The sequence below is a fragment of the Paenibacillus camerounensis genome (assembly GCF_000723885.1).
GTDB classification, from domain to species: Bacteria; Bacillota; Bacilli; order Paenibacillales; family Paenibacillaceae; genus Paenibacillus_AQ; species Paenibacillus_AQ camerounensis.
The window spans coordinates 1-14,507 of sequence record NZ_CCDG010000017.1 but is presented as its reverse complement, the minus strand read 5'-3'; the positions used below and the strand labels follow the sequence as shown (position 1 = coordinate 14,507).

At 43.9% G+C, this 14,507-nt stretch carries 12 protein-coding genes; 8 read left to right on the top strand and 4 right to left on the bottom strand.

Going from position 1 to position 14,507, the window contains the following annotated elements; all coding sequences use genetic code 11:
* Positions 1–124: 124 nt before the first annotated feature.
* The gene (locus BN3772_RS06845) at positions 125–721 is read right to left on the bottom strand and encodes an S-layer homology domain-containing protein (RefSeq protein ID WP_042198085.1); all 597 of its coding nucleotides are present in this window, start codon (positions 719–721) and stop codon (positions 125–127) included.
* Between the two features lie 218 nt (positions 722–939).
* On the bottom strand, positions 940–1,110 hold the full coding sequence (locus BN3772_RS30555) for a hypothetical protein (protein WP_167336653.1): 171 nt from the start codon (positions 1,108–1,110) through the stop codon (positions 940–942).
* 99 nt (positions 1,111–1,209) lie between these two features.
* Between BN3772_RS30555 and BN3772_RS06840 the strand changes: the two genes are divergently transcribed.
* From BN3772_RS06840 to BN3772_RS06805, 8 genes are all read left to right on the top strand, one after another.
* The gene (locus BN3772_RS06840) at positions 1,210–3,453 is read left to right on the top strand and encodes a U32 family peptidase (RefSeq protein ID WP_042198083.1); all 2,244 of its coding nucleotides are present in this window, start codon (positions 1,210–1,212) and stop codon (positions 3,451–3,453) included.
* A gap of 164 nt (positions 3,454–3,617) precedes the next feature.
* On the top strand, positions 3,618–4,301 hold the full coding sequence (locus tag BN3772_RS06835; RefSeq protein ID WP_042198080.1) for a response regulator transcription factor: 684 nt from the start codon (positions 3,618–3,620) through the stop codon (positions 4,299–4,301).
* 3 nt (positions 4,302–4,304) lie between these two features.
* The gene (locus BN3772_RS06830) at positions 4,305–5,306 is read left to right on the top strand and encodes a sensor histidine kinase (protein ID WP_042198124.1); all 1,002 of its coding nucleotides are present in this window, start codon (positions 4,305–4,307) and stop codon (positions 5,304–5,306) included.
* A gap of 100 nt (positions 5,307–5,406) precedes the next feature.
* Positions 5,407–6,345 (top strand): VanZ family protein, encoded by a 939-nt coding sequence (locus BN3772_RS06825; RefSeq protein WP_042198077.1) that lies wholly within the window; start codon positions 5,407–5,409, stop codon positions 6,343–6,345.
* A 24-nt stretch (positions 6,346–6,369) separates the two neighbouring features.
* Entirely contained in the window at positions 6,370–7,053 is a 684-nt protein-coding gene (locus BN3772_RS06820) for an ABC transporter ATP-binding protein (RefSeq protein ID WP_042198075.1), read from the top strand.
* On the top strand, positions 7,050–9,641 hold the full coding sequence (locus BN3772_RS06815; protein WP_042198073.1) for an ABC transporter permease: 2,592 nt from the start codon (positions 7,050–7,052) through the stop codon (positions 9,639–9,641). Before BN3772_RS06820 ends, BN3772_RS06815 begins: the two co-directional genes overlap by 4 nt.
* A 121-nt stretch (positions 9,642–9,762) precedes the next feature.
* The gene (locus tag BN3772_RS06810; RefSeq protein WP_042198070.1) at positions 9,763–10,431 is read left to right on the top strand and encodes a Type 1 glutamine amidotransferase-like domain-containing protein; all 669 of its coding nucleotides are present in this window, start codon (positions 9,763–9,765) and stop codon (positions 10,429–10,431) included.
* A gap of 186 nt (positions 10,432–10,617) precedes the next feature.
* Complete coding sequence (locus BN3772_RS06805) at positions 10,618–12,417, top strand: CotH kinase family protein (RefSeq protein WP_086074443.1); 1,800 nt, start codon at positions 10,618–10,620, stop codon at positions 12,415–12,417.
* A gap of 99 nt (positions 12,418–12,516) precedes the next feature.
* On the opposite strand, the gene BN3772_RS06800 is transcribed toward BN3772_RS06805, so the two are convergent.
* Positions 12,517–13,446: an alpha/beta fold hydrolase gene (locus BN3772_RS06800; protein WP_042198068.1), complete on the bottom strand. Its 930-nt coding sequence runs from the start codon at positions 13,444–13,446 to the stop codon at positions 12,517–12,519.
* A gap of 18 nt (positions 13,447–13,464) precedes the next feature.
* Complete coding sequence (locus BN3772_RS06795; protein WP_042198066.1) at positions 13,465–14,106, bottom strand: TetR/AcrR family transcriptional regulator; 642 nt, start codon at positions 14,104–14,106, stop codon at positions 13,465–13,467.
* Positions 14,107–14,507: the final 401 nt, after the last annotated feature.

The following is a 14,507-nucleotide window of genomic DNA, read 5'->3' as shown; positions in this document are numbered from 1 at the left end:
GTGCTGGTGCTGGTGTTGCTGCTGGTACTGGTACTGGTGTTGGCGTTGCTGTTGGTACTGGTGTTGGCGTTGCTGTTGTTCCTGATGCTTCAGCTTTAGCTTTGTCTATAGCTTCTGTTACTGATTAAGATCCGACTACAAGATCGGCGCGAGTAGCAAGCTTGGCTCCATTGTTGCCTACATCAAACCCGCTCGCCTTGGCAACATCTAAGTAACCCTGGTACCATGGAGTCGTCGTTTGCACCTCGGATTTTTTACCAAACCCCTTAACTAGCATTGTAGCAAGCTGCCCAGTAGTTACGTTATCCTTTGGTGCAAATGTGTTGTCCATCATGCCATCAATAATTCCAGCTTTTTTTGCCGCTTCAATAAACGGAATTGACCAACTCAAAGAAGCATCCGAACCATCTACATCTTTAAAGGACGAAGTAGCTTCTGTCCCGACGGTTAAGTTAAAAATTTTAGCTACAAGTTTAGCAGATTCCGCACGCGTCATGTTTCCAGTAATTTCAAATTTATCGGTGCCATTACCTTCCATGTATCCCTTGGCTAGCAATGCATCAATTTTGGCAAGAAGAGCCGCATCCAGACCTGCTAAATCTGGGAAATCTTTAGAAGTCTTTGTAGGTGGCGAAGTAACTTCTGCTGCAGAAACCACACTTGGAATGAGTAAGCAAGCTACTAACGATAGAAGAATCCATTTTGAAACTTTCCTTTTCATAGAACAACGCTCCTTAATTTATTTTTTTATATGTAAATCTGACGTAAGGCTTATATCGGCATTTAATTCAAAGATAATCTACACCCGGGGTTATTTAGCAGCTGGACCGTACCATAAGTAGCGGCGAAAAAATTGTAAACGGGTTGGATATGAAAAGGAGAATGCCTATCGCAGGTGTTCTCTTTTTCAATACGCATGATATTCTATTGCCTCTCTTGCTACTTGCTGTGCATAGGCTTTGCCTGAGCCGATCGATTTGGTAATACGCCGTGCGCCGCATCCTCCATGCGCTGGGTCACAGCATCATGCTGCTCCATAGAGATAAACTCAAGGATAGCTATGGTGATGGCCTGCTCGCGCGCTGCTTCATGCACCTTGATCACTTCCATCACTCCAAGCGATAATCGCCTCCAGCAGTTTCATGTTATGGAGAACGTATCACGAGTAATACAATTTTTTATCATTTATGGGTCATAAGGAGAATAAAAATGACTGAATTATTGGCTCCAGCAGGAAGTATGGAAGCTTTAAAAGCTGCAATATCTAATGGTTGTGATGCAATATACTTGGGAATGCAAAAATTTGGTGCACGCGCATACTCCACTAATTTTGATTTAGAATTGTTAAAAGAGGCTGTTACCTATGCGCACCTGAGAGACGTTAAAATCTATGTTGCAATGAATACCATCGTTTTCGAAAACGAAGTTGAAGAGATGAAGGAGCAGATACGCGAATTAAATGAAGTCGGTGTGGATGGCATTATTGTCCAGGACCTGACTGCTTTCGATTATATCGTTAAAAACTTTGTTGATCTGGAAGCACATTGTTCAACTCAGATGGGAATCGACGATGTAGACGGAACTTTATTATTTAAAGAGCTTGGTGCTAAGAGAGTTGTTCTGTCGCGTGAGGTTAAGATTGAAAAAGTAAAAGAGATCAAAAGAATAGCTGAAATCCCTTTAGAAATTTTCGTTCACGGTGCGTTATGTGTATCTTATTCGGGAAACTGTCTAATGTCAGGATTACTCGGCAACCGATGCGCAAACCGCGGAAGATGTGTAGGGTCATGCCGTAAGGAGTATGAGCTTATGGATAAGACAACAGATACATCTTTAGGGAAAAGCTATATTTTATCCACTAAGGACTTAAACACCATCGATTACATCCATGATCTAGAAGAAATCGATTCTTTAAAAATAGAAGGCAGAATGAAAGCACCTACGTATGTTGCTAATGTTGTATCCAAATATCGCAGAGCCTTAGATCATAAAATAACCGAGGAAGATAAAGAAAATCTGAAAAAAACATTCAACAGGACCTTTACTAAAGGATATTTGTTTCACGAAGACAGGAGAAATATTACGAACATCTCAAGACCAAATAACTTTGGTTATGAAATTGGGACAATCAGCAAGATTGAAAAAGACAGGTATGAAATAACACTTACACGTACTTTAAATCAAAACGATACAATCCGAATAAGCCATAACAATGAAGATGTTAACTTAACGGTTGCCAAACTGTACGATAAAGCTGGCGACTTAGTCAACAAAGCAGATGATGTCTGCTATATCAAGGTTACAGAAAAGATGGCTACGGGAGATGTAGTATATAAAACGAAGGATTATTACTACCAAAAAGAATTAGAAGCCTCACTGGAAAAAGAATTTAAGCGGTTTAACCTGGATATTAGAGTATATGCATGTCCAGATTCAAAGCTTTTCATAAATGCGGAAGGCTTAGGCTTTACTTATTCATATGAAAGCGAGGAAATACTGGGCGAAGCTATTAATAATCCAACAACAAAAGACCAGGTAATCAAGCAATTCTCAAGATTAAATGATACGATATTCGAACTTAATCATGTCGATTATGAGGAATGCAATGCATTCATTCCAGCTAAACTGTTAAATGCAGCAAGAAGAGATATTGTACTGGGCTTATATGACTTGAAGCTTAACAGCCAGCAGAAAAGAACCAAGGCTGTGGAAGCAAAAGAAAAAATAAGCTTTGCCCCTGTAACACCATACCTTACGGCTTCTGTAACGACAAAGGAACAGTATGACGCTTGCGTGAGCTATGGAATTAAGGAAATCTATTATGAAAATGTAGTTAGAAGAAATCAGAATGATTATAAGGAAAAAGAAGGGCAGCTGCTAATCGGAGGCTATGGCGGCATTTATCACTACAGAGAGAGCAATCCGTTTGTCACGGACTATTCTCTAAATGTTATTAATGCTACCAGCTGCTATGAATTATATAAATTAGGCGCAAAACGGGTCACTTTATCTTATGAATTGAATAAGAGCCAGATTGAAGACTTAATGAATGCCTATTATGAAGAAAATGACGGCTATCCTGCGCTGGAAATGATTATATATGGCAAGGCACCTTTGATGTTTACAAAATATTGTCCGATGAAAAAAATGAATCAATGCAGAGTCTGCAAAACGAAGAGCTATGAGTTAAAAGATGGGCACGGAACGTTCCCTATCCTTTCCCATGAGGATTGCACAACGACTATCCTTAACGGGAAGACGCTTAATCTTGTAGATGAGCTGCCAGACATCAGAGGAATCGAGGCGCTCAGATTAAACTTCACAGTTGAATCTAAAGAGCAGGTTGAGAAAGTCATTAATATGGCCTTAGGCAAATTAAATGGATCATTGAATATTGCTGTCTTTGATCAGGAAACAGACACAAGAGGACATTTTAATAAAGAGATTGTGTAGGCAGCCAAAGAGATGGTTCTGCTTAAATTCCTCCAGTAAAAATTGAAGACCCCTTACGAAAGGGGTCTTTGTGTGTTGCAAGATCATGGTATATGCTTTATGGTGGAGACTTTGTAATTTTCCAAACCAATTCAGTCCAATCCAATCATAAGGATGATTTTCAGATGAAAATATTATTAGTTGAAGATGATAAGACGATCGCGTCGGGACTGGAATATTCCCTGCAGCAAGAGGGGTATTGGACCGTTCTCTGCCATGATGCCGCTTCAGCCCGAAAGGTGCTTGCCGAAGATATTGATCAGTTCGCCTTATGCCTGTTCGATTTACAGCTTCCAGATGGAACGGGCTATGAATTATGCAAGCTGGTGAAGGAACGGCGGGACATTCCGTTCATTTTCTTAACGGTGATTGATGATGAGGTTAATGTGGTGATGGGACTCGATATGGGAGCCGATGATTACATTACCAAACCTTTTCGGGTTCGCGAGCTTCTCTCCCGGATCAAATCCGTCTTGCGGAGATACCAGAAGCTGTCCCACGCCGGAGCGGTCATCGACATTGACAATGTGCGCATCCATACGCTGGAAGGCAAAGTATATAAAAATGGTGCCGAAATTTCGCTAACCGCCTTGGAATACCGCTTATTACTAATCTTTGGGAACCACGTTGGACAGGTCCTCACCAGAAATCAGCTCTTGGAGCAAATCTGGGACGTGGCCGGCGACTTCGTGAATGACAATACGTTAACGGTCTATATTAAAAGACTAAGGGAAAAGCTGGAGGATAATTCAGAGCAGCCAGCTCTAATCAAAACGGTACGCGGTTTAGGCTATAAGGTTGGTGATTAGATGATGCTGCGCAATCGGGAAAATCAAATCTTATTACTCGTCATGGGTTCGATCAGCTTATCGGCGGTCGTTATTGCAGCTTTCATTTCGACCGCCGCCGCAGCGCTCATTATTATTGTATCCTTGCTGCTTACCGGCACAGCTTTATTGTTCACGAAACGGAGATATTACGAGCTAGAGAAGCTGTCCGTCTATTTGCGGGAGATTAGCAGCGGCCAGGACTCCCTTGACCCTCGCGATAATCGGGAAGGTGAGCTTAGCATCTTAAAGAATGATATTTACAAGGTGACACGTATGCTCTCCGAGCACCGGTCGCTATTGCAGCGGGACAAGCTTCAACTGACCGACGCCATCTCCGATATCTCACATCAGCTCAAAACACCGATCACCTCTATGACAGTCATGGCAGATCTGTTAAGCGACCCAGAGCTGCCTCCACCCAAAAGAACGGAGTTCACCCATCATATTCGCATTCAGCTTGAACGGATCGATTGGCTTGTTTCATCCTTATTAAAGCTAGCAAAAATGGAAGCGGGAACGATCCCGTTCAAAAAAGATCCAATACACATGAAAGCCCTTATCCAAAAGGCGCTGGAGCCGGTTATGATTCCGATGGATATTAAGGGAATGACCGTTTCCATTACGGGGGATGACAACGTCTCTTTTGCCGGCGATTTCCGTTGGACTGCTGAAGCGCTTATTAATATTTTGAAAAATGGAGTGGAGCATACACCTGAGGGCGGTGCGATTACCATCACATTTTCCGACAACGTGTTATTTACGGAAATTATTATTGCTGACAACGGAGGGGGCATTCCGAAAGAGGATCTGCCGTATATTTTCAAACGCTTTTATAAAGGGAAGAATGCTAATGACGGAAGCATCGGTATAGGGCTTGCGATGGCTCACAGCATCATTGCAAGCCAGAACGGCGTGATTGATGTAACGAGCGACAGCGGGACGGGGACACAGTTTCGGATCAAATTTTATAAGCATGTGATATAACAGCACTCCGTAAGTGACTGAATTGTCACCTCCAACGTCACTGTAAAGTCATTTTGGGCAGCTAAAATGGTATTTATCAGATGAACGATGGAGGTAGAACATGCAAGTGAAGCAGCAGCGCAAGATTACTTTTATTATCATGATAGGCTACACCCTGATTATTCTTTATTTTATGCTTTTTGCTTTTGGCAGAGCGGATAAGGTGGATCAAATCAGTCAGTACACCTTTATTTTTTTGCCGGACAGTTTTTTTAGGGTGCCGGGTCTTTCCGATCTTCAACATCCGATACTGATGGATTTGGTGGGTATTGGAAATTTTGCAGCCTTCATACCTTTTGGCATATTGTTTCCGTTGTTATACCGAACCAGCTTTGTTCGCTTCATGACAGGGTTTATCCTGTGCATTCTTGTGGTAGAAACCATTCAGGCACTAACCTTCCTCGGCAGCTTTGACACGAACGACGTCATACAGAACGCATTGGGCGCTGCTATTGGGTTCGGGGCGTACAAGATTGGCTTTCGTACAAAAAACTACTGGAGAAATATCGCTGCAACGGGAATTGCCAGTGCTGTTTTAATGCTTGGCGTGTGGGGGGTCTTCGGAATAATCGATCAAGTGTTCACCAAAGAGGTGGGCCCTTTTGTAGCAATCAACGAATGGAAGGATAGTACCGGAAATCCATTAACGGGTGCCAGACAGGATCGTCTTAAGATTGGCGGTCAAGACGTGAAACCCCAATATAATGTGTATGACACCAAAGGTAAAAAGAAGGAAACGTATACGTATTCGTTAGGCAATAAGGGAGAGCTGTATCTTAGCTTGAATTATGGAATTCCTGATCATAAGGATTTTCAGGGCAACATTAAGGTTACCGTTGATGGGCAAGAGCTCCTGTCTGTATCTGCAGAAGATCAGCTCCATGAGCCGGATATGAGGATCCTTTATCTCACCCGGGCTAAGGAGCTTAAGATAACCATTGAGGGGAATGAAACCCTTTGGGATGTTGGATACAGAGAGATGGTATATACCTGGAATTGAGTATAAATGGAAGGGGGTGTGACAATGGAGATTTTAACAATTGAAAATTTGTCCAAAATATACGGCACAGGCGAATCGGCGGTGAAGGCGCTTGATGATGTTTCCTTTTCGGTTCAAAAAGGTGAATTCGTCGCAATTATTGGACCTTCCGGATCGGGGAAATCGACACTCCTTCATATGCTGGGTGGTGTGGATCGACCGACCGGCGGGAAAGTGTATGTTCAGGATACGGATATGTATACCTTGAACGAAACGCAGCTGGCCATCTTCAGGCGCAGGCAAATCGGACTGATCTACCAGTTTTTCAATCTGATTCCCGTCCTGACGGTGGAAGAGAATATTACGCTTCCGCTCTTGCTGGATCAACAAAAAGTAGATCAAAAGCAATTGGCTGATCTTGTGAATAAGTTAAATTTGCAGCATCGATTAAACCATCTGCCGAATCAGCTATCTGGCGGACAACAGCAGCGTGTCTCGATTGGCAGGGCGATCATCGGCAATCCTGCGATCATGCTGGCCGACGAACCCACCGGGAATCTGGACAGCAGGAATAGCAGCGAGATCGTCGATTTATTGAAAATGCTGAATAAGACCTATCATCAGACACTGATCGTAATCACGCATGACGAACGGATCGCCCTGCAAGCCGACAGAATCATTTCGATTGAAGATGGGAGGATTGCCAAGGACGAGGTGATAAAGCGATGAATATAGTCAATACCTTAACCATCCGGCATCTGAAGCAGAACAAGAGACGAACGCTTGTGACTATTTTTGGCGTAGTTATTTCGGTATCGATGATGACCGCTGTCATTACGCTTATTTTTTCCTTTGCGGATTTAATGATCAGACAAACCATCGCAGATACAGGAGAGTGGCATATTCAGTATCAAGATATAACCAAAGAACAGCTTGCGGCCATACAGGGCGATGATGCAACCAAAACGGTTGCAATCACAAAAGACCTTGGATATGCCCTCTTAGAAGGGGGACAAAATTCCAATAAACCGTACTTGTTCATCAAGGAATATGATGTGCAAGGGTTCACACAATTTCAGATTGAAATAAGTAAGGGACGTCTTCCGCACTCGAATAAGGAGGTTGTGATCTCCGAGTCTGTTGCAGCAAATGCCAAAGTGAAGTATGAAATCGGCGACCGTCTAACGCTACGCGCCGGCGAACGATTCGAACAAGGGGGCGATCATCCCCTGGATCAGACCGAACCGCTGCGCAGGCAAGACGGCATATTGACCGAGACATTACAGCATAACATTATTAGGGATTATACGGTGGTAGGCTTCATTAAACGTCCCGTGTCGGAAACGGACTGGGCCCCGGGTTATACGATCATTAGCTATGTCGATGATCATATCATCGGGGGAGACGATCGGGTCGATGCGTCGGTGGTCATGCAGCAAGTCAATCCGTTCTTGTTCGCACATGCGGAGAAGCTGGCTGAGAAAAACCAAATCGATACTGTGCAATATAATAACGATTTGCTTCATTATTATGGCTTGTCCAGCAGCGGAGCCTCATCCAGCATGATGTTCTCATTATCGGCAATCATTATGGGAGCCATTGTAATTGGCTCGGTTGGGCTCATCTATAACGCTTTTGCAATATCCGTCTCGGAACGTTCCCGCCATTTAGGGATGCTTGCGAGCGTGGGGGCGACAAAGAGGCAGCAGCGAAATTCCGTGTTTTTTGAGGGTATCGTTATTGGTTTGATCAGCATTCCCTTTGGTATCCTATGCGGTCTTGCCGGAATCGACATCACCTTTTCGTTCATGAACAGAATGATTGAAGGGGCATTATGGACTAATGAAAAGCTGAGGCTCATCGTCACGCCGTTATTGCTCTTGATTACTTGTCTTGTTTCAATGCTGACGATTTTCGTTTCGGTGTATCTCCCGGCGGTCAAGGCATCCAGGGTATCTCCAATGGACGCGATTCGCCAAACCACTGACGTAAAGCTTACGGCCAAAGCAGTGAGGACGTCGAAGATCATTCGTAAGCTTTTCGGAATTGAAGCAGAAATCGGGCTGAAAAACTTAAAAAGGAACAAACGAAGACATCATGTTATTCTTTTTTCGCTTGTCATCAGCATCGTTTTGTTTTTGACGGTATCGTTTTTCACGACCGGCCTGACACAATCTCTGGCATTGTCGCAAGAAGGCGTCAATTACGATATTGAAGTGTCGTTCAGTAATGGAAAAAGAATAGATGACCGGTTGATGCAATCGCTTGTATCTCTGGATGGCGTCACAGAATACAACGTGATCCAGGAGTTAGTCGGGAACGCTTGGGTCGATGCAGCAAGTATCGCCGACGAGTTGCAAGAGAAGGTTAAGCAGGATAAGAGTATGCTGCAAGACGGGAAATACCCTTACGATATTAAGCTCCATGCATTGAATGATTCGAGCCTGCAAGCCTATGCCAGAGCGGTTGGCGCAGATTACGGACAGCTTACGGATCTGGATCATCCCGCCGCAATCGTGATGGATACAATTCATTACAAAGATATGGACACGGGGAGATATATTCAGACAAAGTCCATATATGCAAATATCGGTCAACATATCGAGCTAACGAGTATTTATAAAAAGAGCGGGGAAGAAACGAAGGCAAATAAAGTGATAATTGCCGCATTGACGGATAAGGCACCGATGGGGATTAGCCCGATAGGTGTAGGCGGATTAAATATGATCGTGTCGGAACGCGTCATGAATCGGCTGGCAGATGACGAGGAGCTGGCTAACGCTTCGATGTACCTCCATTTGAAAAGCACGGAACCGGTGAAAACGCAGCAGGAAATTCAAGAGATGAATGAGATTAATCTGAATGTCTACAATGTATATCAATCCAGAATAAGCGAAGAACAAAAGATTCTGCTGATGAACGTCTTTTCTTACGGTTTTATCGTATTAATCTCTGCGATTTCCGTTGCGAACATCTTTAATACGATCTCAACAGGGCTGGCTCTTCGCAAACGGGAATTCGCGATGCTGAAATCCGTAGGAGCGACGCCAAAAGGGTTTGCAAAAATGTTGAACTATGAGAGTGTATTTTATGGGGTCAAGTCGCTGTTGTACGGGCTTCCCGTTAGTTTCGCCGTGATGGTTCTGATCTACAAGGCATTTGCGAACAAATTCAGCTATGGGTTCACCCTGCCCTGGATGAGCATTCTGTCTGTCATTGTGGGCGTATTTGTCATTGTCAGCTCTGCGGTTGTTTATTCCGGCGCTAAAGTAAAAAAGGAGAATATTATTGATGCATTAAAGCAAGAGAATATATGATTCACATACTTCACCCAGAGGAGGAGACGTTACTTTAGCGTCGCACACAATCATGCGGGTCGATCGACTGCTTTCCATGCTGCTGATCTAGGCTACATAATACATACGGAGGTAAATACATTTGAGTACTCATTACTATTTCAGCTGGTTTAATGATTGTTTGCCGGAGCGGCTTGTTAAGTGTTTGCATGAGGATATTCAAGACAGACAATCACTTGTTATGATTAGCGCAAGGCCGTCTAATTATGAAGGGGAGCAAATTAGCTTGGATGACATTTCTGAATGGACATGGCTGCATCAGGCTAATATTGCTTTTGATGAATATCATTACATTGATTACCGCATGCAGAGCGAAGAGGCCCGGCAGTGCATTCAAAACGCCTCAGTCATTTTTTTATGCGGTGGAGATCCTGTCTTGCAGAACGTTTTTTTGGAAGAATATGAATTATCAGATCTTATTAAGAGCAGCAATGCCGTTATATTGGGTGCCAGCGCCGGTGCGCTCAACATGGCTGCAAAATGGTTGAGCTTAGTCAACACCGGCCATGAAGCTGAAACAAGTACTGTTTATGATGGTATGGGCTTTGATTCTTTTGCCTATGAATCTCACTCTAAACGCGACCACGCTACGTTTGTTCAAGGCTACCTGTTCCCTTTGTCTGAAGAAATGGATGTTTATGCGGCAGAGCAGGAGAGTGCTATACGTGTAAAGGACGGCAGAGTAGAAATAATGGGTCCTGTATATTTAATCTCCCGTTCAAAGATTCAGAAATTGGTTGAGACGCTCTGATTAGGGTGAGCGGCTGTGACCGGAATGACATGTAGGAGGCGCAATTTTCGGATTGCAGCCTCTTTTTTTTGAACCCAAAAAGGTGCAGATCTCTTTAAGCTTCATTAAAGCTTTCTATTTTATAGTGGAGGAACCAAAGAGGTACATTGCTAGAGCTCAAAATGAGAATGAAAGGTGATGAGAATAATGTCAAAACAAATAAAACTAAGCTTATTATTGTCGCTAGCTATAGCGGCTTCTTCCGCACTGGCGGGTTGTGCGTCAACTGTATCGACGAATTCGGCGGCTACAGGTACTGCAGCTGCGCAGAGCGGAGAAACACAGGCTACAACGCTCGGATATACAGATGAGATGAACAAGGATGAGGTCATGACCTTTGCGATTTCGGTGGATGAGGACGAATGGCAGAGCATGCTGGACAACGCTGCAGCAAAAGAATATATCCCTGCAGACATTACAATCAATGGTACGACTATCAAAAATGTAGGCATTCACCCGAAGGGCAACTCCAGCCTCAGTTCAATAGTGAATGATGATACTACAGACCGGTACAGCTTCAAGATCAAGTTCGATAAATACGTGGACGGACAAACCTGGCAGGGTCTGGATACGATCGTGCTTAACAACAATTACTCTGATGCAACCAGCTTAAAGGAATACTTGTCATATGACATTATGTCCTATATTGGAGTCGATGCACCGCTATTTGCTTTTGCAGATATCTCGCTCAATGGACAGACATGGGGCCTATATCTGGCTGTCGAGGATATTGACAATAGTTATCTTAGCCGCGTGGATAAAGAGGAAGGTGAGCTGTATAAGCCCGAATCAGATATGGGCGGAGGACAATTCCCTGATAACGCAGGAGGGGGACAAAACTTAGCGGATCCTGAGGCAACCGACAGTGGCTCCGAAGAAGTACCTTCAGCTGCTGCAGACTCGAATGAGGCCAAGTCAACACAGGATTCTGCTCAAGTAATGCCTGATCCCCAGCAGAATGGCGGAGGCATGGGAGAAATGGGAGGCATGGCCGATAACGGCAGCACCCTTCAATATACCGACGACCAGAGCAGCAGTTATTCTGCTATCTTTGACAATGCACAGACTAAGACAGATGAAGACGATGAGCAGCGCCTTATTGAGGCACTCAAGAATCTAAGTGAAGGCGCAGATATTGAATCTACCGTGGATGTTGACGAAGCGCTTAGGTATTTTGCTGCCCATACTGTGGTCGTCAACCTCGACAGCTATGTCTCCAATATGGCACACAACTATTATCTCTATGAGGAAGACGGGCAGATCAGTATCCTTCCTTGGGATTATAATCTTGCGTTTGGCGGCTTCCAGTCTGGCAGCGCGTCGGATGTCGTGAACTTCCCGATTGATACCCCGGTGTCGGGCGTGAGCATGGAAGATCGTCCGCTACTTGCTAAGCTGCTTGAAGTACCCGAGTATCTTGACCAGTATCATGATTATCTGCAAGAGATCATCGACGGTTATTTTGCCGGCGGCAAATTCGGGCAGACGGTTGATCAACTAAGCTCACTGATCTCCGGATATGTTAGCAATGATCCTACGGCGTTCTATAGCCTCGAGGAATTCCAGGCGGCAGTCACGGAGCTTAAAGAATTGGGCGCCCTGCGCGCAGAGAGCATTCAAGGTCAGCTCGACGGGACCATCCCATCGACGACGGAGGGTCAGCAAAAGGATTCAAGCGCACTCATCGACGCCTCGCAAGTAGACATGGAGGCACTTGGTTCTCAGGGTGGCGGCGGTATGGGAGGTGCAGGCAGCAAGGGGGGTTTCTCTGGAATGGACGGGCTTGATTCCAACATCATGCGGCAGGCTATGGAGATCATTCAAGGTGCAGGAGGAACCCTAACGAACGAGGTGAAGTCGCAGCTTCTGGGGCTTGGCTTGACCGAAGAACAAATCACGAGGTTCACTCAGATGGGTAACAGGCAGCGTACGAATGGCACGAAGTGATTTCGCCAAAAAAGAGCACCGGAGAGGTGCTCTCTTTTTGCTTTTAGAGTAATACGGTACCGTGGTCCCTATCAGGGGTCAGCTCTCAATTGTAAACAATTATTTTAAAAAGGATGCAGTAAATTCAGCCAGTTGTTTTGCTTGAGTATGGTGTAAATAATGCCCGCCCTCTATGATTTCAATAGCTGAGCGTTCACTATTCTTAACCATGTCTTGATGAATCTTCAGCCAGTTATCATCAGGTTCCGTACTTTCAGTAGCTAAAAAGTATAATACGGGCAGATTCTTAGGGTACTGTATGTCAGCCGTTTTATTGAAATTCTCCAGCATTGCTTTGCCTTCATTCATGGTTGCTTTTGACCCGATATTTTTTAGTGATAAATATGTATACTGCCCGCCTAGTTCAGCTCCCACATCCGGAATGTTCAATATGTCGGCATTCATATTTGAGAGCAGGCGGAACAGCCCCGACTTGCTTAGCAATTCAATGGTCTCCACACCATTATCAGCAGCATCTCCTTGTGAAGGAAGACTGCTGTCAATTCCGATAAAGGCTTCAACTTCAAGCGGGTATTTTTTAATATACTCAAGAGAATATACCCCTGAAATGGAATGCGCCATAATCGTGTATTTGTTAATTCCCTGCTCAACCAAAACCTCATGTATTTCCTCCGTCAGATTTTCAACGGATCTTTCCTTGTCTGTATCATCACTTAAACCATACCCGAACGGTTCTATCGCAATAACGCGGTACTGTTGTTCTAGCTCATCAATCAGTTGTTTGAAATCAATTATGGGTGCGGCTGTCATATAGCCAGGTAACAAAACGATAGTCTTGCTGCCGTTCCCGAAAATCTGAATATTCATTTTTTTACCGTCTATAACAACGGACTCACCGTAAGGAACGATCTTTTTCTCTTCGCGTCCCAGTTGAATCTTATTGTTAATAAAAATTCCTGCAAAAAACAATGCAATAATAATTAGTATCGATAGTACAATAATCCCGGCAATTTTTAAAGTTTTTCTCATGATGTGCTCCTTCTATTATTACATAGTAGCTTCTGTAAGTTTTTGGACAATTGTTGAAAAGACCGCATCACTTATAACATGTACTCCACTTTCTTTTAATACATACTGAGCAGCTTTTAATTTCTCAAAAAACAGTTCAACCGTATTTGGAAATAAGGCTTGAATGAACCAGGTGCTTGTTAATAAAATAACAATTTCGGCCATTTGTGCTGGCTGTGGTACTTGGATAGAGCCATCCGTATTGCCGGCATGAATATACTTTTCAATTATTGGAACAAAAACTTCGCACATTTGAGAGTTATAAATCGAAATAAAGGTAGGGTCCTTGAGCAAGGACAATGAGATTACTGTCGATTGTGTAATATCCTCATTAAACATCGATTCCAGTAGAAGCATTTGGATTTTCTCTAAACCGCTTAGATCATCCCGTTCATCAATAGAATCTAATAAAGCCTGTTCGGGTATAAACCTTTTTGCGATTCCGACTATAATGTGATATTTGGATTCAAAATGATGATAAACGGCCCCCCGGGTGAGCCCGTCCAATCCAGCAACAATATCACTGATAGAAGTCTGCTCATACCCTTTCTCAATAAATAAAACAGAAGCTGTGTCGAGTATTAAGTTTCTGACTTCCTTTGCGGTATATTTCTTTTTCAAGTTGCCCTCCTAAAAACATTCAATCGGTATGTTTTTTTGCAAGTATAAGATAGATAGGCATAAATAGCAATTCTTTTTTGTCTGCATAGAAGATGGAGAATCGTCCCGCCAATTGACACCCACCCCTAACCAATGCTAATTTTAATGAGAATATCAAAGGCAATGTAACCTTAGGGTTCAACCTCGCTGAGAAGTGTGGGTTGGGCCCTTTTTGCATTCCGGCATAGGGGAGGATATAGGATGAAGCGGACAGAATTACTTTTACAAAGGCTGGATGAGATTGGGGAGACGCTCGGACGTAAGGGTGGGGCGCTATTGCTGCTGGGTGTGGGGTCGGTGGGGGTGGAGCTGGAGCGGATGGAGGAGTGTTCGGATTTGGATTTTTTTGTTATTGTGGAAGC

What these genes read in the sequence shown, in the direction of transcription:
- BN3772_RS06845 (WP_042198085.1), bottom strand. Translation starts at nt 721, where the DNA reads ATGAAAAGGAAAGTTTCAAAATGGATTCTTCTATCGTTAGTAGCTTGC.
- BN3772_RS30555 (WP_167336653.1), bottom strand. Translation starts at nt 1,110, where the DNA reads ATGGAAGTGATCAAGGTGCATGAAGCAGCGCGCGAGCAGGCCATCACC.
- BN3772_RS06840 (WP_042198083.1), top strand. Translation starts at nt 1,210, where the DNA reads ATGACTGAATTATTGGCTCCAGCAGGAAGTATGGAAGCTTTAAAAGCT.
- BN3772_RS06835 (WP_042198080.1), top strand. Translation starts at nt 3,618, where the DNA reads ATGAAAATATTATTAGTTGAAGATGATAAGACGATCGCGTCGGGACTG.
- BN3772_RS06830 (WP_042198124.1), top strand. Translation starts at nt 4,305, where the DNA reads ATGCTGCGCAATCGGGAAAATCAAATCTTATTACTCGTCATGGGTTCG.
- BN3772_RS06825 (WP_042198077.1), top strand. Translation starts at nt 5,407, where the DNA reads ATGCAAGTGAAGCAGCAGCGCAAGATTACTTTTATTATCATGATAGGC.
- BN3772_RS06820 (WP_042198075.1), top strand. Translation starts at nt 6,370, where the DNA reads ATGGAGATTTTAACAATTGAAAATTTGTCCAAAATATACGGCACAGGC.
- BN3772_RS06815 (WP_042198073.1), top strand. Translation starts at nt 7,050, where the DNA reads ATGAATATAGTCAATACCTTAACCATCCGGCATCTGAAGCAGAACAAG.
- BN3772_RS06805 (WP_086074443.1), top strand. Translation starts at nt 10,618, where the DNA reads ATGTCAAAACAAATAAAACTAAGCTTATTATTGTCGCTAGCTATAGCG.
- BN3772_RS06800 (WP_042198068.1), bottom strand. Translation starts at nt 13,446, where the DNA reads ATGAGAAAAACTTTAAAAATTGCCGGGATTATTGTACTATCGATACTA.